The 17894-nt window shown below is 44.5% G+C and carries 16 protein-coding genes; 14 read left to right on the plus strand and 2 right to left on the minus strand.

Annotation, left to right across the window (positions count from 1 at the left end; all coding sequences use genetic code 11):
• Positions 1 to 17: 17 nt before the first annotated feature.
• The 4 genes from speA (at position 18) to BLW31_RS14615 (ending at position 3843) form a co-directional block, all read left to right on the plus strand.
• Positions 18 to 1910 carry a biosynthetic arginine decarboxylase gene (gene speA, locus BLW31_RS14600; RefSeq protein ID WP_010536133.1) on the plus strand — a complete coding sequence of 631 codons (1893 nt, stop codon included), beginning with the start codon at positions 18 to 20 and terminating at the stop codon, positions 1908 to 1910.
• 122 nt (positions 1911 to 2032) lie between these two features.
• Positions 2033 to 2806, plus strand: a complete 774-nt coding sequence (gene argB, locus BLW31_RS14605; protein WP_010536134.1) for an acetylglutamate kinase — start codon at positions 2033 to 2035, stop codon at positions 2804 to 2806.
• A gap of 61 nt (positions 2807 to 2867) precedes the next feature.
• Complete coding sequence (locus tag BLW31_RS14610; RefSeq protein ID WP_010536135.1) at positions 2868 to 3377, plus strand: GFO_1088 family ECF-type sigma factor; 510 nt, start codon at positions 2868 to 2870, stop codon at positions 3375 to 3377.
• On the plus strand, positions 3367 to 3843 hold the full coding sequence (locus tag BLW31_RS14615) for a PG0215 family putative anti-sigma factor (RefSeq protein WP_010536136.1): 477 nt from the start codon (positions 3367 to 3369) through the stop codon (positions 3841 to 3843). The genes BLW31_RS14610 and BLW31_RS14615 overlap by 11 nt, the downstream gene beginning before the upstream one ends.
• Positions 3844 to 4221: 378 nt before the next feature.
• Here the strand turns inward: BLW31_RS14615 and BLW31_RS14620 are convergent, their stop codons facing one another.
• A complete protein-coding gene (locus tag BLW31_RS14620; protein ID WP_010536137.1) occupies positions 4222 to 5007 on the minus strand; it encodes a head GIN domain-containing protein in 786 nt (261 codons plus the stop codon).
• A 135-nt stretch (positions 5008 to 5142) separates the two neighbouring features.
• Between BLW31_RS14620 and BLW31_RS14625 the strand changes: the two genes are divergently transcribed.
• Positions 5143 to 5841: a YgjP family zinc-dependent metalloprotease gene (locus tag BLW31_RS14625; protein ID WP_010536138.1), complete on the plus strand. Its 699-nt coding sequence runs from the start codon at positions 5143 to 5145 to the stop codon at positions 5839 to 5841.
• 49 nt (positions 5842 to 5890) lie between these two features.
• Here BLW31_RS14625 and BLW31_RS14630 read toward each other — a convergent pair whose 3' ends face one another.
• Entirely contained in the window at positions 5891 to 6286 is a 396-nt protein-coding gene (locus BLW31_RS14630) for a hypothetical protein (protein WP_010536139.1), read from the minus strand.
• 172 nt (positions 6287 to 6458) lie between these two features.
• Between BLW31_RS14630 and rimP the strand changes: the two genes are divergently transcribed.
• The 9 genes from rimP to BLW31_RS14675 all read left to right on the plus strand — a co-directional run bounded on the left by rimP (position 6459) and on the right by BLW31_RS14675 (position 17495).
• Entirely contained in the window at positions 6459 to 6926 is a 468-nt protein-coding gene (gene rimP, locus BLW31_RS14635) for a ribosome assembly cofactor RimP (protein ID WP_010536140.1), read from the plus strand.
• Positions 6927 to 6928: 2 nt separating this feature from the next.
• A complete protein-coding gene (gene nusA, locus BLW31_RS14640) occupies positions 6929 to 8248 on the plus strand; it encodes a transcription termination factor NusA (RefSeq protein WP_010536141.1) in 1320 nt (439 codons plus the stop codon).
• 52 nt (positions 8249 to 8300) lie between these two features.
• Complete coding sequence (infB, locus tag BLW31_RS14645) at positions 8301 to 11429, plus strand: translation initiation factor IF-2 (RefSeq protein ID WP_010536142.1); 3129 nt, start codon at positions 8301 to 8303, stop codon at positions 11427 to 11429.
• Positions 11430 to 11562: 133 nt separating this feature from the next.
• Positions 11563 to 12093 (plus strand): CvpA family protein, encoded by a 531-nt coding sequence (locus BLW31_RS14650; RefSeq protein ID WP_010536143.1) that lies wholly within the window; start codon positions 11563 to 11565, stop codon positions 12091 to 12093.
• Positions 12071 to 13525, plus strand: a complete 1455-nt coding sequence (gene sufB, locus BLW31_RS14655) for a Fe-S cluster assembly protein SufB (RefSeq protein ID WP_010536145.1) — start codon at positions 12071 to 12073, stop codon at positions 13523 to 13525. The genes BLW31_RS14650 and sufB overlap by 23 nt, the downstream gene beginning before the upstream one ends.
• Before the next feature lie 15 nt (positions 13526 to 13540).
• Positions 13541 to 14293 carry a Fe-S cluster assembly ATPase SufC gene (gene sufC, locus BLW31_RS14660; protein WP_010536146.1) on the plus strand — a complete coding sequence of 251 codons (753 nt, stop codon included), beginning with the start codon at positions 13541 to 13543 and terminating at the stop codon, positions 14291 to 14293.
• Positions 14294 to 14295: 2 nt separating this feature from the next.
• Positions 14296 to 15639, plus strand: a complete 1344-nt coding sequence (sufD, locus tag BLW31_RS14665; protein ID WP_010536147.1) for a Fe-S cluster assembly protein SufD — start codon at positions 14296 to 14298, stop codon at positions 15637 to 15639.
• Between the two features lie 14 nt (positions 15640 to 15653).
• A complete protein-coding gene (locus BLW31_RS14670) occupies positions 15654 to 16865 on the plus strand; it encodes an aminotransferase class V-fold PLP-dependent enzyme (RefSeq protein WP_010536148.1) in 1212 nt (403 codons plus the stop codon).
• A gap of 306 nt (positions 16866 to 17171) precedes the next feature.
• Complete coding sequence (locus tag BLW31_RS14675) at positions 17172 to 17495, plus strand: heavy metal-binding domain-containing protein (protein WP_010536149.1); 324 nt, start codon at positions 17172 to 17174, stop codon at positions 17493 to 17495.
• The last annotated feature ends 399 nt before the right edge of the window (positions 17496 to 17894 follow it).

A 17894-nucleotide genomic window follows, 5' to 3' on the forward strand; every position in this document is an offset into this window, starting at 1 on the left:
ACACTGAATAATAGAAAATGAGAAAGTGGCGTATTGAAGATTCTGAAGAACTCTACAACATTACTGGTTGGGGTACTTCGTACTTTAGTATCAATGACGCAGGTCATGTTGTTGTTACACCGCGGAGAGATGGAGTGACCGTCGACCTGAAGGAGCTGGTTGACGAGTTACAATTGCGGGATGTAGCGTCTCCCATGTTGTTGCGTTTCCCGGATATTCTGGACAACCGTATTGAAAAGATGTCTTCCTGTTTTAAGCAGGCGGCGGAAGAGTACGGTTATAAAGCTGAGAACTTTATCATCTACCCGATTAAGGTTAATCAGATGCGGCCTGTGGTCGAAGAGATTATCAGCCACGGAAAGAAGTTCAATCTCGGACTGGAAGCCGGTTCCAAACCGGAGCTTCATGCTGTGATTGCCGTTAATACGGATTCTGACTCATTGATTGTGTGCAACGGATATAAAGACGAAAGTTATATTGAACTGGCATTGCTTGCCCAGAAGATGGGCAAACGAATCTTCCTTGTAGTAGAGAAGATGAATGAGCTGAAACTGATAGCCAAAATGGCGAAACAGCTGAATGTGCAGCCCAATATCGGTATTCGTATCAAACTGGCTTCTTCCGGTAGCGGAAAATGGGAAGAGTCGGGAGGTGATGCCAGCAAGTTCGGATTGACTTCCAGCGAATTGCTCGAAGCACTTGACTTCATGGAAAGCAAAGGCTTGAAAGATTGTCTGAAACTGATTCATTTTCATATCGGCAGTCAGGTGACGAAGATTCGTCGTATTAAAACTGCCTTGCGTGAGGCCTCTCAATTTTACGTGCAACTTCATTCTATGGGCTTCAATGTGGAGTTTGTGGACATTGGCGGCGGACTGGGTGTCGACTATGACGGAACCCGTTCATCCAATAGTGAAGGGAGTGTGAACTATTCCATTCAGGAATATGTGAATGACTCTATTTCTACGTTGGTAGATGTCAGTGACAAGAATGGTATCCCACATCCGAATATTATTACCGAAAGTGGACGGGCATTGACGGCACATCACTCTGTGCTGATTTTCGAGGTGCTCGAAACAGCGACCCTGCCGGAATGGGATGATGAGGAAGAAATCGCTCCGGATGCGCATGAACTTGTGCAGGAACTATATGGTATTTGGGATACTTTGAACCAGAACAAGATGTTGGAAGCATGGCATGATGCACAACAGATTCGGGAAGAAGCTCTCGACTTGTTCAGTCATGGTATTGTAGATTTAAAGACACGTGCTCAGATTGAACGTCTGTATTGGTCAATTACACGGGAGATTAATCAGATTGCCGGAGGTTTGAAACATGCCCCGGATGAATTCCGCGGATTGTCTAAACTGCTGGCGGATAAATATTTCTGTAACTTCTCATTGTTTCAGTCATTGCCCGACTCCTGGGCGATTGATCAGATATTTCCGATTATGCCTATTCAGCGGCTGGATGAGAAACCGGAGCGTTCGGCTACCTTGCAGGATATCACCTGCGATTCGGACGGTAAGATTGCAAACTTCATTTCTACCCGTAATGTGGCTCATTATCTGCCTGTTCATAGCCTGAAAAAAAACGAGCCTTATTATCTGGCTGTTTTCTTAGTCGGAGCTTATCAGGAGATTTTGGGAGATATGCATAATCTGTTTGGTGATACGAATGCCGTTCATGTCTCTGTGAATGAAAAAGGATACAGTATCGAACAGATCATTGACGGTGAAACTGTAGCGGAAGTGTTGGACTACGTGCAGTATAATCCGAAGAAACTGGTACGTACCCTTGAAACATGGGTGACAAAATCTGTAAAAGAAGGAAAGATATCATTGGAAGAAGGCAAAGAGTTCTTGTCCAATTATCGTTCGGGACTTTACGGATATACTTATTTGGAATAGATAATTAGGCACGGATTGCACGGATTTCACGGTAGCTTCGCATGATTGTATAGTTGCTTTGTGTTTTTACACAACTAAAACCGTGAAATCCGTGTAATCCGTGCCTAAAATAAGAATAAAAAATGAGAGAAAAACTAACTGTAATTAAGGTGGGTGGAAAAATCGTAGAAGAGGAAGCCACCCTTCTTCAGTTGTTGAATGACTTTGCCGCGATCAGCGGACATAAAGTGCTGGTTCACGGCGGCGGTCGCTCGGCAACAAAGATTGCCGCACAACTAGGTATTGAAAGCAAAATGGTAAATGGCCGTCGTATTACCGATGCGGAAACATTGAAAGTGGTAACGATGGTGTATGGCGGTCTGGTAAACAAGAATATCGTTGCCGGGCTGCAGGCCCGTGGAGTGAACGCTCTTGGACTGACCGGGGCGGATATGAATGTGATCCGATCGGTGAAGCGTCCGGTGAAAGAGGTTGATTATGGTTTCGTGGGCGATGTGGAGAAGGTAGATGCTTCTTTGCTGGCTGATCTGATTCATAAAGGAGTGGTGCCCGTGATGGCACCGTTGACACACGATGGTCAAGGTAATATGCTGAATACAAATGCGGATACCATTGCCGGAGAGACGGCAAAGGCTTTGTCGGCGCTGTTTGACGTGACGTTGGTGTACTGTTTTGAGAAGAAAGGGGTACTGCGTGACGAGAATGACGATGATAGCGTGATTCCTGAGATTACCCGTGCCGAATTCGAACAATACGTTGCTGACGGCGTTATTCAAGGCGGTATGATTCCGAAGTTGGAGAACTCTTTTGAAGCAATTAATGCAGGAGTTACGGAAGTTGTAATTACCTTAGCATCAGCAATTAAGAACAACGAAGGAACGCGGATAAAAAAATAATTCAAAAAAAAGTAATGGGCATCTGTAACTTTTCGTATCCTAGCCCGTCATTATTATAGAGATGCAAGAAATCAGCTTCCGAAACGATATTTTGCCATTGAAGGACAAACTCTTTCGACTGGCGCTCAGAATAACCCTGGATAGGGCAGAAGCCGAGGATGTCGTTCAGGACACCATGATAAGAGTGTGGAACAAGCGTGATGAGTGGTCGCAATTTGAATCGGTTGAAGCCTACTGCCTGATTGTAACAAAGAATCTGGCAATAGACCGGAGCCAAAAGAAAGAAGCTCAGAACGTGGAAATCACTCCTGAAATGGAGGAAGAACCTGATGCAAATAGTCCGTATGACCAGTTGGTTCATGATGAAAAAATGAACATTATCAACAGACTGGTGAACGAGCTTCCCGAAAAACAGCGGCTTATCATGCAACTGAGGGACATTGAAGGTGAAAGCTATAAGAAGATTGCAACCCTTCTGAATCTGACAGAGGAACAAGTTAAAGTGAATCTTTTCAGGGCCAGACAAAAGGTAAAACAAAGGTATTTAGAAATTGACGAATATGGATTATAAGGATATAGAACAGCTCCTTGAGCGATACTGGCAATGCGAAACTTCTGTTGAGGAGGAATCTGTGTTGCGTGACTTCTTCTCCAGGGAAGACGTACCTGCTCATTTGCTCCGCTATAAGAACTTGTTTGTATATCAGCAGGTTCAGCAGGAAGTAGGACTGGGCGAAGACTTTGACGCACGTATTCTGGCACAGGTGGAGACTCCGGTAGTGAAGGCAAAGCGTCTGACACTGACAGGCAGATTTATTCCTCTGTTCAAAGCTGCTGCCGTGATTGCAATTATCCTTTCTTTAGGAAATGTGGCACAACATTCATTTTCCGGAGATGAAGGAAGAGTCTTGGCAACGGATACCATTGGTAAACAAGTGACCGCACCGTCGGTAGCTCTGTCAAATGAGCTGAAGGCAGATCAGGCACTGGCTGATAGCCTCGCGAAGATCAATAAGGTGCAGGTTATGGAAGAATAGACATTTTCATTTGCTTTAAACATATAATATAGTTAGTGTGCTTTAATTAAAACAACATCGAAAGCGAAACTGTGAAGTTTTCAATTCTCTCAAATTTTTATAATGAAACTAACTAAATAAATGGGCTACCGCGAGATGCAGTAGCCCTTTTATGTTTTGGGGATATTTCTTGGATTTAATTGGATCAATCCGAAAAACCGGCTGTTTTTCAGTTTGTTTCTTTTTGTGCGGAAAAGAATATATTTAGGCACGGATTACACGGATTTCACGGTTTTAGTGTTATGATTACGTAAAACAACCGTGAAATCCGTGTAATCCGTGCCTAATCCTTAATTTATAATTTAGTTCATTTCGGTACAGTATGGAGCTCTGACCCATTTAATTCAGTTTGCGGAGCTTTTTGCGGGGGAAGTCAATAGTCTGAGGGTTCCCTTTGTAAGCAACACTACCGCTTCCGCTGACATGTCCGCCTAGTTTGCCGTTGACGAAACAGCTAATGTTGCCCGAACCTGAGATACCCGCATATACGTCCGTAGCTTCCAGGTCAGCGGCTTTGATATTGCCGGACCCTGATATGTTGTACTTTGCTGCGCTTGCCATACCGTCAAGGGTGATGTTGCCTGAACCGGAAATGCTTGCAGAACAGGTGCTGCTGTCTATTTTTTTGAGTCTGACATTGCCCGAACCATGAATTGCAATTGCCAGATGGTTGGTGTCGAATGTACTTCCGTCTAAGTTGCCCGAACCATTAATCGTTACCTTGAGATCTCCCTTTGTGTGAATCCCGTTTGCGAAGAGAATACCACCTGATCCGTTGAGTGTCAGTCTGTTCAGGTCGGGTGAAAAGACTTTGATCTCCAGCTTGCCTCTGTCGATGATATTGACATTCTTTTTGAACTTTATATTCAAGGTTTCTCCATTAACTGTTATCTCCAGAAGTTCTACGATGTTGTCCGAACCGTAAACTTCAATATGAGAGCAGGAGTCTTGCTGATAGATGATATTGGCACTGCCTGACATGCTGATGTCATTGAAGTTTTCCAGATTTTCTTTTTTGGTGATGTAGTTTTTGCTGCCTTTTACAATAGGACCATTCATACAGGAAGTGGCGGAGAATATCAGGAATATCCCGAGTAACCATGCAACTAGTGTGTTTCTTTTCATAATTTATATCTGATTTTAATATGAGTATGTATAGATTAGACGTGGTGAGTTTACATAAAGTTGCATTGAACGTAACTTTTTTCGTCACAGGCTTCTTTTTTTATTATTTTTGCAGCATCGGTTAAGGAAGAGAAAATGGATACAGTGATAGAAGATGATGAATTAGGATGTTTGATAGTGCGTGTCAATCCACGTGCCCGCAGTCTGGTATTTCGTACGAAAAGCGATGCGGTCTATGTATCGGTGCCTCCCGGTACTACGATGAATGAGGTGAAGCGTGCTATTGAGAATCTGCGTAACAAGTTGCTGACTTCCCGCCGAAAGGCTACCCGCCCGCTGATCGACTTGAATTACAAGATTGATACGGAGTTTTTCAAATTGTCTCTGGTTGCAGGTGAAAAAGAACAGTTTCTGGCTAACTCCCGATTGGGAAATATGCAGATTATATGCCCGCCCCAGGCTGTTTTCGAAGATGAAAATCTACAGAATTGGTTGCGTAAAGTAATTGAAGAATCTTTGAGACGGAATGCCAAAAGTATTCTTCCTCCACGGCTGGAACGATTGTCCCGACAATGGGGATTAACCTATGCCGGGGTGAAAATAAATTCCAGTCAGGGGCGTTGGGGGAGCTGCTCGGCACGAAAAAATATAAATCTGTCCTATTATCTTGTGTTACTGCCTTCCCACTTGATAGACTATGTGCTTCTGCACGAATTGTGCCATACCCGTGAAATGAATCATAGCGATCGGTTCTGGAACCTGTTGAATCAGTTTACAGAAGGTAAAGCACTGGCTCTGCGGAAAGAACTTCGGGGATACCGTACAGAGATATAAAACAGAAATGTCCGTACCAAACTCTTGGCATCAGCTGCGCATTATCCAGCTATCGGGCTAATTGCTTAATTCCATCCGCTTCTTTCTCGAACTGATAAGTACCGCCCCGCTCACTGAGGTCGAAAGTGGAAACCAGTTCGGTTTTGTTGTCCACTACCAGCAGTGCGCTTTGCTCTGCAAACCGACCTACTTCAACCGTATAAGGCTCCTCGGATATCGTTTTGTTAAGGATGAGGCTGTCATTGACATATAAAGAAACAGAGTCTCCGGCAAATCCTTTTACCAGACTGATAGAATATGTTTCGATAAAATGTCGCTGCTCCTGCTTGTCGCGTTGCAAACGCATACTCATATAAATAAAGATAACTACAACAAAAATAACGGCAAAAGCCAGTATTCCGTTGCCTACCATAAACTGTTTGTTGGTGTTGAGACGATGTGCCATGGTTCCTGTTTTTTTAATTTGCGGTGTAAAGATACGGATATACGACTGTTAATTCATACTTTTTTTCTTTAATGTTTTGTAGTCGAATAGATTATTTATATCTTTGCAACCGAAATGGATGAAAGGTGGAGGGGCGATTAAGCTCCTTTTTTTGTTCTTATATAGTTAATAAATGATAGAAAAGAAAACTGTTTGTCAGATTGTTGAAGAGTGGCTGGAAGGAAAAGACTACTTTCTGGTAGAGGTGACCGTGAGCCCGGATGACAAGATTGTGGTCGAAATAGACCACGCAGAGGGAGTTTGGATCGAAGATTGCGTAGAGCTTAGCCGCTTTATCGAGTCGAAACTGAACCGTGAAGAGGAAGATTATGAACTGGAAGTGGGTTCTGCCGGTATCGGACAACCCTTTAAAGTGCTGCAACAGTATTACATCCACATCGGACAGGAAGTGGAAGTAGTGACCAGGGACGGACGTAAACTGGCAGGTGTCCTGAAAGATGCCGATGAAGAGAAGTTTACGGTAGGCGTACAGAAGAAGGTAAAACCCGAAGGCTCCAAGCGTCCGAAACTGATTGAAGAGGACGAAACCTTCACTTATGAGCAAATAAAATATACTAAATACTTAATTAGCTTTAAATAGTTATGGCCAAAAAAGAAGAAACAATCAGCTTGATTGATACATTTTCGGAATTTAAGGAACTGAAGAATATCGATAGAACGACCATGGTTAGCGTACTCGAAGAGTCGTTCCGTAGCGTAATCGCGAAAATGTTTGGCACCGATGAAAATTACGACGTGATCGTGAACCCGGACAAGGGTGACTTTGAGATATGGCGTAACCGTGAAGTTGTGGCCGATGAAGATTTGACAAACCCCAACATGCAGATTTCGCTGTCGGAAGCACAGAAGATCGATGCTTCATACGAAGAAGGCGAAGAAGTGACTGATGAGGTGATTTTTGCCAAGTTCGGACGTCGTGCTATCCTGAATCTCCGCCAGACACTGGCTTCAAAGATTCTGGAACTTGAAAAGGACAGTATTTATAATAAATATATTGATAAAGTAGGTACAATCATCAACGCAGAGGTATATCAGATCTGGAAGAAAGAAATGCTGCTTCTGGACGATGAAGGAAACGAACTGCTGCTGCCTAAGACGGAACAGATCCCGAGCGACTTTTATCGCAAAGGTGAAACGGCCCGTGCAGTAGTTGCCCGCGTAGACAACAAGAACAATAATCCGAAGATTATTTTGTCTCGTACTTCTCCCGTTTTCCTGCAACGTCTGTTCGAAATGGAAGTGCCTGAAATCAATGATGGTTTGATTACCATTAAAAAGATTGCCCGTATTCCTGGCGAACGTGCCAAGATCGCAGTGGAGTCTTATGATGACAGAATCGATCCCGTAGGTGCCTGTGTAGGTGTAAAAGGGAGTCGTATTCATGGGATTGTTCGTGAGTTACGCAATGAAAATATCGACGTAATCAATTATACATCGAACATTTCATTGTTTATTCAGCGCGCCTTGAGCCCGGCTAAGATTTCTTCTATCCGTCTGAACGAGGAAGAGAAAAAAGCCGAGGTGTTCCTTAAACCGGAAGAGGTATCGCTGGCTATTGGTAAAGGCGGTTTGAATATCAAGCTGGCCAGTATGTTGACCGAGTACACTATCGACGTGTTCCGCGAATTGGATGAGAATGTAGCTGATGAAGATATCTATCTCGATGAGTTCAGAGATGAAATTGACGGATGGGTGATTGATGCAATCAAGGCTATCGGTATTGATACGGCGAAGGCTGTATTGAATGCACCTCGCGAGATGTTGATTGAAAAGACGGACCTGGAAGAAGAGACAGTGGACGAGGTAATACGTATTTTGAAATCGGAGTTTGAAGAAGAACCGGCAGCAGAGGTGGAGCCTGAGATAGAGGCAGAGCCAGAGGCTGAACCAACACAAGAGTAATATGCATTACGATTGAATTTTCTTCGCTCCATTTATTCATTAAATTTTAAATATGACGATAAGGTTAAACAAAGTTACAAGAGATTTGAATGTAGGAATCGCGACGGTAGTTGAGTTCCTGCAAAAGAAAGGGTATACCGTTGAGGCTAATCCTAATACCAAAATTAGTGAGGAGCAGTACGCTGTGCTCGTTAAAGAGTTTAGTACAGATAAGAACCTTAGACTTGAATCGGAGCGTTTCATCCAGGAACGTCAGAATAAGGAACGTAATAAGGCATCGGTATCTATCGAAGGCTTCGAGAAGCAGCAGGAGAAACCGAAGTCGGAAGATGTGATTAAGACAGTCGTACCGGAGGATGCACGTCCTAAGTTTAAACCTGTCGGAAAAATAGATTTGGATAAATTGAACGGTCGGAGAACAGATAAAGTAGAAAAAGCGCCGGAAAAGAAAGTAGAACCTGTAGTGGAACAGCCTGTGGCAGCGCAACCAGTTGCCGAAAAAACAGTCGTTGAGAAGCCTGCGGTTGAACCCGAAGTGAAAAAGGAAGAGCCGAAAGTAGAAAAGGTGGAAGTCATTGCACCGAAACCTGCACCGGCACCTGCTCCGGTAGAACAGCCTGTAGTAGCATCGAAACCCGCAGTGGAGACAAAACCGGTAGAAGTTGAGAAAGCAGTAGTGGAAGAAGTAAAGAAAGAAGAGCCGAAGGTGGTAGAAGCTGCACCTGTGAAGGCGGAAGAACGTAAAGTAGAAAGAACGGCAGAAGTAGCTGCAACAGCGGCAACTCCGACTGAAGAAAATACGTCAAAAGACAATGAGGTGTTTAAAATCCGTCAACCGGAACTGGGAGCGAAGATCAATGTCATCGGTCAGATTGACCTGGCTGCATTGAACCAGTCTACTCGTCCTAAGAAGAAATCGAAGGAAGAAAAACGCCGCGAACGCGAAGAAAAAGAAAAGGTTCGTCAGGATCAGAAGAAACTGATGAAGGAAGCTATCATCAAGGAAATCCGTAAAGAGGATAGTAAACAGGCGAAACCGGGAGCAAAAGACAATAATGCCGATGCTGCCAGAAAGAAACGGAATCGTATCAACAAAGAAAAGGTGGATGTCAACAATGTGGCAACTTCCAACTTTGCTGCACCGAGACCGAACACTCAGACCGGTAAAGGTGGTGGCAATCACCCCCGTCCTCAAGGTCAAGGCCAGGGACAGGGCAATAATAACAACAAGAAGAATAATAATAAAGATCGCTTCAAGAAGCCGGTTATCAAGCAGGAGGTTAGCGAAGAAGACGTAGCAAAGCAGGTAAAAGAAACCTTGGCACGTCTGACAACCAAGGGCAAGAACAAGACTTCTAAGTACCGTAAGGAAAAACGTGAAATGGCTTCCAACCGTATGCAGGAACTGGAAGATCAGGAAATGGCAGAAAGCAAGGTACTGAAGCTGACTGAATTCGTAACGGCTAACGAGTTGGCAACGATGATGGACGTATCAGTCAATCAGGTTATTGCAACTTGTATGAGTATCGGTATGATGGTTTCTATTAACCAGCGTCTGGATGCGGAAACAATCAATCTGGTGGCCGAAGAGTTTGGTTTCAAGACCGAATATGTAAGTGCGGAAGTAGCGCAAGCTATCGTAGAGGAAGAAGATGCTCCGGAAGACTTGCAGCCGCGTGCTCCGATCGTAACAGTGATGGGACACGTCGACCACGGTAAGACTTCGTTGCTCGACTACATCCGTAAGGCGAATGTAATTGCCGGTGAGGCCGGAGGTATTACACAGCACATCGGTGCTTACAACGTACAGCTGGAAGACGGACGTCGCATTACATTCCTGGATACTCCGGGGCATGAGGCGTTTACAGCTATGCGTGCCCGTGGTGCGAAAGTTACGGATATCGCGATCATTATTGTGGCAGCCGATGACAACGTAATGCCACAGACGAAAGAAGCGATCAATCATGCGATGGCAGCAGGTGTACCTATTGTGTTTGCTATTAATAAGGTAGATAAGCCGACTGCCAATCCGGACAAGATTAAGGAAGAACTGGCTGCAATGAACTATCTCGTGGAAGAATGGGGTGGTAAATATCAGTCACAAGATATCTCTGCCAAGAAAGGTATAGGTGTGGAAGATCTGATGGAGAAAGTATTGCTGGAAGCTGAGATGCTTGATTTGAAAGCGAATCCGAACCGTAATGCAACAGGATCTATCATTGAATCTTCGCTGGATAAAGGACGTGGTTATGTAGCTACGGTACTGGTGTCCAACGGTACTTTGAAAGTCGGAGACATCGTACTGGCAGGAACCAGCTATGGACGTGTGAAGGCTATGTTCAATGAACGTAATCAGCGGGTGAAAGAGGCAGGACCTGCCGAACCGGCATTGATTCTGGGATTGAACGGTGCTCCTGCCGCAGGTGACACATTCCATGTTGTTGAAAGCGATCAGGAAGCTCGTGAGATTACGAACAAGCGTGAACAGTTGGCTCGTGAACAAGGCTTGCGTACACAGAAGATTCTTACACTGGATGAACTGGGTCGTCGTATTGCATTGGGTAACTTCCAGGAATTGAATATCATCGTTAAGGGTGACGTGGATGGTTCTGTGGAAGCATTGAGCGACTCGTTGATCAAGCTGTCTACTGAACAGATTCAGGTAAATGTGATCCATAAAGGTGTGGGTGCTATCTCCGAATCGGATGTATCACTGGCTGCCGCTTCGGATGCAATTATCGTCGGATTCCAGGTACGTCCTTCGGGTGCTGCTGCTAAGATGGCTGAACAGGAAGGTGTCGATATCCGTAAGTACTCTGTCATCTATGATGCAATTGAAGAGGTGAAGGCTGCTATGGAAGGTATGTTGGCTCCGGAATTGAAAGAACAGATTACGGCAACGATCGAAATTCGCGAAGTATTCAATATCACGAAAGTGGGACTTGTAGCGGGTGCGGTAGTGAAGACCGGAAAGGTAAAACGAAGCGACAAGGCTCGTTTGATCCGCGATGGTATCGTTATCTTCACCGGAAATATCAATGCACTGAAACGCTTCAAGGATGATGTGAAAGAAGTTGGTACGAACTTCGAGTGTGGTATCAGTCTGGTGAACTGCAACGACATGAAGGTAGGCGATATGATCGAGACATTCGAAGAAATAGAAGTGAAACAAACTTTATAATAATTGACAATTGACAGTTGACAATTGACAATTGATAGTTGGTTGGAAAACTTAAAAGTTGACAATTGATGATTGATGGTTGATAATGGTTTTAATTGTCAATTGTCAATCGTCAATTGTCAATTTTAATATTATGACAACGATTGATATAATCATCCTTATTATAGTAGGTGCCGGTGTGGTGACAGGCTTTATGAAAGGCTTTATCCGCCAGCTGGCTTCTATTCTGGGATTAGTCGTCGGTTTGTTGGCAGCAAAGGCTTTGTATGCAACGTTGGCAGAGAAGCTTTGTCCGACTGTGACGGACTCGATGACAGTAGCACAGGTATTGGCTTTTATTGTTATCTGGATTGCCGTTCCGTTGATATTCACGTTAGTGGCGTCCTTGCTGACGAAAGCGCTGGAAGCTATTTCGTTGGGATGGCTGAACCGCTGGCTGGGAAGTGGGTTGGGAGCACTCAAGTTCCTGTTGCTGACAAGCCTTGTGATTTGTGTGATAGAGTTTGTCGATAGCGATAATAAGTTAATTAGTGCAACAAAAAAGAGCGAATCATTGTTATATTATCCTATGGAAACGTTTGCGGGAATCTTTTTCCCTGCTGCTAAGAATATAACGCAACAATATATATTAGATAATAAAGATGCAACAAGAAGAACCCAATAAATATGTAAAGGAACTGACGCAGGAGAAGTACAAATACGGCTTCACCACGGAGGTGCACACCGATGTTATTGAGCGTGGACTGAGCGAAGATGTAGTCCGTCTGATTTCATCGAAGAAAGATGAACCCGAATGGTTGCTGGAGTTCCGACTGAAAGCGTACCGCCATTGGCTGACGCTGGAGATGCCGACATGGGCCCATCTCCGTATTCCGGAAATCGATTATCAGGCAATTTCCTACTATGCCGATCCGACGAAGAAGAAAGAAGGACCGAAGAGTATGGATGAAGTAGATCCGGAACTGATAAAGACATTTAATAAACTGGGTATTCCTTTGGAAGAACAGATGGCATTGAGTGGAATGGCTGTGGATGCAGTGATGGACTCGGTATCTGTAAAGACCACTTTCAAAGAAACACTGATGGAGAAGGGCATTATATTCTGCTCCTTTAGTGAGGCGGTACGGGAACATCCGGATCTTGTGAAGAAGTATATGGGCTCGGTAGTTGGTTATCGGGATAACTTCTTTGCAGCTTTGAACTCGGCTGTGTTCTCTGACGGTTCTTTCGTTTATATCCCGAAGGGAGTACGCTGCCCGATGGAGCTTTCTACCTATTTTCGTATCAATGCCCGTAATACGGGCCAGTTTGAACGTACGCTGATTGTAGCGGATGATGACTCGTATGTGTCTTATCTGGAGGGATGTACGGCACCGATGCGCGATGAAAATCAGTTGCACGCGGCTATCGTGGAGATTGTGGTACATGACCGTGCGGAAGTGAAATACAGTACTGTTCAGAACTGGTATCCGGGAGATGCCGAAGGCAAAGGCGGGGTATACAACTTTGTAACGAAACGCGGCAACTGCAAAGGGGTGGATAGCAAACTGTCCTGGACACAGGTGGAAACCGGTTCGGCGATCACGTGGAAGTATCCTTCCTGTATATTGACAGGCGATAACTCGACAGCAGAGTTTTATTCTGTGGCTGTGACTAATAATTATCAGCAGGCAGATACCGGTACGAAGATGATTCATCTGGGCAAGAATACCCGTAGTACGATTGTAAGTAAAGGTATCTCAGCCGGACACAGTGAGAACTCTTACCGTGGACTGGTCCGTGTAGCGGAGAAAGCGGATAATGCCCGTAATTATAGCCAGTGCGACTCGTTGTTGCTGGGCGATAAGTGTGGTGCACATACATTCCCCTATATGGATATTCGTAATGAGACAGCTGTGGTAGAGCATGAAGCTACAACGAGCAAGATCAGTGAAGATCAGATATTCTATTGTAATCAGCGCGGTATACCGACAGAGGATGCTATCGGACTGATTGTAAACGGATATGCAAAAGAAGTATTAAATAAACTTCCGATGGAGTTTGCGGTGGAAGCACAGAAGTTGCTTACTATTTCGTTGGAAGGAAGCGTTGGATAAGAAATAAGCAAAATTATGTTAGAGATAAAAGACCTGCATGCCAGCATTAATGGCAAAGAGATATTGAAAGGTATTAACCTGACGGTGAAACCGGGCGAGATACATGCAATTATGGGACCGAACGGTTCCGGTAAGAGTACACTTTCTTCTGTCCTTGTAGGGAATCCGGCGTTTGAAGTGACAAAAGGTTCGGTTACTTTTTATGGTAAGAATCTGTTGGAACTGAGTCCGGAGGATCGTAGTCATGAAGGTATTTTCCTTAGCTTCCAGTATCCGGTGGAGATTCCGGGAGTAAGTATGGTGAACTTCATGCGTGCGGCTGTAAACGAACAGCGCAAATACAAAGGATTGCCTGCCTTGACAGCCAGTGAGTTCTTGAAACTGATGCGTGAGAAACGTGCTGTAGTCGAACTGGATAATAAATTAGCCAATCGCTCGGTAAACGAAGGTTTCTCGGGAGGGGAAAAGAAACGTAACGAAATTTTCCAGATGGCGATGCTGGAGCCTCGCTTGAGCATTCTCGATGAAACAGACTCCGGTCTGGATATTGACGCTCTCCGTATTGTGGCGGAAGGAGTGAACAAGTTGAAGACACCGGAAACCAGTACGATTGTCATCACTCACTATCAGCGTCTGCTCGACTATATCAAGCCGGATATAGTGCATGTACTTTATAAAGGTCGCATTGTGAAGACCGCCGGACCGGAACTTGCTTTGGAACTGGAAGAAAAAGGGTACGACTGGATTAAGAAAGAACTAGGAGAATAATGATGAATGTAGAGCAACAATACATAGATCTCTTCTCGCAAACGGAAGCAATGATCTGCAAGCATAGTGCCGAAGTGCTGAATGCACCTCGTGCCACTGCTTTTGCCGATTTTGAGCGTCTCGGATTCCCGACCCGTAAGATGGAGAAGTACAAATATACGGATATAAGCAAGTATTTTGAACCTGATTATGGCTTGAATCTGAATCGACTTGAGATTCCGGTCAACCCGTATGAAGTATTTAAGTGCGATGTGCCGAATATGAGCACTGCTTTGTATTTTGTGGTGAACGATGCATTCTATAACAAGGCACTTCCTAAAGGACATTTGCCGGAAGGAGTGATCTTCGGCAGTCTGAAAGAGGTTGCTGCGGAACATCCTGAACTGGTGAAGAAATATTATGGTAAACTGGCGGATACATCAAAAGACGGTGTGACAGCTTTCAACACAGCTTTTGCACAGGATGGCGTTGTCTTCTACGTTCCGAAGAATGTAGTCGTGGAGAAGCCGATTCAGTTGGTGAACATCCTCCGCGCAGATGTCAACTTCATGGTGAACCGCCGTGTACTGATTATTCTGGAAGATGGTGCACAAGCCCGCCTGTTGATTTGTGATCATGCGATGGACAGTGTGAACTTCCTTGCTACACAGGTTATTGAAGTCTTTGCCGGTGAAAATGCTGTATTTGATATGTACGAGCTGGAAGAGACACATACGAGTACAGTCCGTATCAGCAATTTATATGTGAAGCAGGAGGCTAACAGTAATGTTTTGCTGAATGGCATGACTCTGCATAACGGTACTACACGCAACACGACGGAAGTTTTGCTGGCTGGTGAAGGAGCGGAAATCAACCTTTGCGGTATGGCTATTGCCGATAAGAACCAGCATGTAGACAATAACACGTCAATTGATCATGCCGTTCCGAATTGTACCAGCAATGAATTGTTCAAGTATGTACTTGATGACCAGTCTGTCGGTGCTTTCTCCGGATTGGTACTGGTACGTCCCGATGCCCAGCATACAAGTTCCCAGCAAACCAATCGTAACCTGTGCGCTACGCGCGATGCCCGTATGTACACTCAGCCGCAACTCGAAATTTATGCGGACGATGTGAAGTGTTCACATGGGGCGACGGTCGGCCAGTTGGATGAAAATGCCTTGTTTTATATGCGTTCGCGCGGAATAGCAGAGAAAGAGGCACGCTTGCTGCTGATGTTTGCTTTCGTTAATGAGGTTATTGATACCATTCGTCTGGATGCATTGAAAGATCGTCTGCATTTATTGGTGGAGAAACGCTTCCGTGGTGAACTGAACAAGTGCCAGGGATGTGCGATCTGTAAATGATAATCGTTAGTACAATGAATATAGAAAAGATACGTGAGGATTTTCCGATATTGAGCCGTACGGTATACGGTAAGCCTTTGGTTTATTTCGATAACGGTGCAACGACTCAAAAGCCCCGTCTGGTGATTGATTCGATTGTAGATGAATATTATTCCGTCAATGCCAATGTGCATCGCGGGGTACATTATCTCTCCCAGCAGGCAACAGAATTGCATGAGGCCTCCCGTGAGACGGTACGCCGGTTTATCAATGCCGCCGGCACGAATGAGGTTATCTTTACGCGGGGGACGACGGAAAGCATTAATCTGCTTGTTTCCAGCTTTGGAGATGAGTTTATGCAGGAAGGTGATGAAGTGATTGTTTCGGTAATGGAACATCACAGCAACATCGTTCCCTGGCAGTTGCTGGCCGCCCGCAAAGGAATTGCAATCAAAGTGATTCCGATGAATGATAAAGGGGAACTGCTGTTGGATGAATACGAGAAGCTTTTCTCCGAACGTACAAAGATTGTCAGCGTTGTTCAGGTATCGAATGTGCTGGGCACAGTAAATCCTGTAAAGGAAATGATTGCTACCGCCCATGCGCATGGAGTACCTTTCATAGTGGATGCTGCGCAGTCCATTCCTCATATGAAAGTAGATGTACAGGACCTGGATGCCGATTTTCTGGTCTTCTCGGCTCATAAGATATATGGACCGACAGGTGTTGGCGTATTGTATGGGAAAGAAGAATGGCTGGATCGCCTGCCGCCTTATCAGGGAGGAGGAGAAATGATTCAACATGTCTCTTTTGAGAAAACGACTTTTAATGAGCTTCCCTTCAAATTTGAAGCAGGTACGCCCGATTATATCGGTACGACCGGACTGGCAAAAGCTCTTGACTATGTGAATGGAATCGGACTTGACCGGATTGCAGCTCATGAACATGAACTGACAACCTATGCCTTGAAACGTTTGAAGGAAATCCCTCATATGCGTATCTTTGGTGAAGCGGCAGATCGTGGAGCCGTTATTTCATTCCTCGTAGGTGATATTCACCATTTTGATCTCGGAACTCTCTTAGATCGTTTGGGTATTGCCGTCCGTACCGGACATCACTGCGCGCAACCATTGATGCAGCGTCTGGGGATAGAGGGAACAGTCAGGGCTTCGTTTGCCATGTACAATACAAAAGCAGAAGTGGATGCACTGGTGGCGGGTATCGAGCGCGTCAGCCGGATGTTCTGATAAAATAGGTCGCCTTTCCTGTGGGAAGGCGATTTTTTTTATTCTTTAACTAAAAAAGTCTCTTTAAAGTGCAGTGATTTGAAGTTTCCTGCGTCTAATAAGAAAGAATAAAAATCATTTTAGGTATATTAAGTTGGTCGTGAGACCACGCTTTCTATAAATTCTCTCTCTCTTTAACTCTAATTGGCAGCTATATCGCATTTGTTTGTGGTATAGCTGCAATTTTTTATGGCTGCGATTGCAACCTTTCAGGGGGACACAGCGTCTAATAGAATAGCAAATAACTTATTAAAAGACAGAAAGAGTATGTTAGTGACCACAACCCCTATTATTGAAGGAAAACGAATTGTGAAGTATTATGGAATAGTTTCCGGAGAAACGATTATCGGTGCCAATGTATTTCGTGACATATTCGCGAGTATCCGTGATATTGTCGGCGGACGTTCCGGCGCGTACGAAGAGGTACTGCGCATGGCGAAAGATACGGCTTTGCAGGAAATGCAGGCACAAGCTGCTCAAATGGGAGCTAATGCCGTGATCGGTGTGGATCTGGATTATGAAACGGTAGGCGGGAGCGGCAGTATGCTGATGGTGACTGCTAACGGAACAGCCGTAACGATTGAAGATTAGTTGATTGTTTTTATTGTATGTAGAAGGGGATTCACCGTTAACGGTGCTTCCTCTTTTTAAATGTCTTTGTCCGTTATCATACCTTCATCATGGGAGGTATAAACAAGACATAAAAAAAGGCTATCTATCCCAGACAGCCAATCTTTTGTTAACCTTAAATCTAATACTATGAAAAACACACTACAAAGATAGGGACTTTTCGGCTATCTCCAAATTTTCGGGGTAAAGCGTGGCTTTTTATAACATGGTTTAATAGAAATAACCGATTTGTTAACGATTAACGTAATTGGATTGAAAATTAACTAAATCGTTAATGGGGAGATGTCTTCTCCGGGATATTCCCGAAGGCCTTTTCTAATAGCTTTTCATTCGCTTCATTGTAAGATACTATATAAATGG

The sequence above is a fragment of the Bacteroides faecis MAJ27 genome (genome assembly GCF_900106755.1).
Taxonomy (GTDB): Bacteria; Bacteroidota; Bacteroidia; order Bacteroidales; family Bacteroidaceae; genus Bacteroides; species Bacteroides faecis.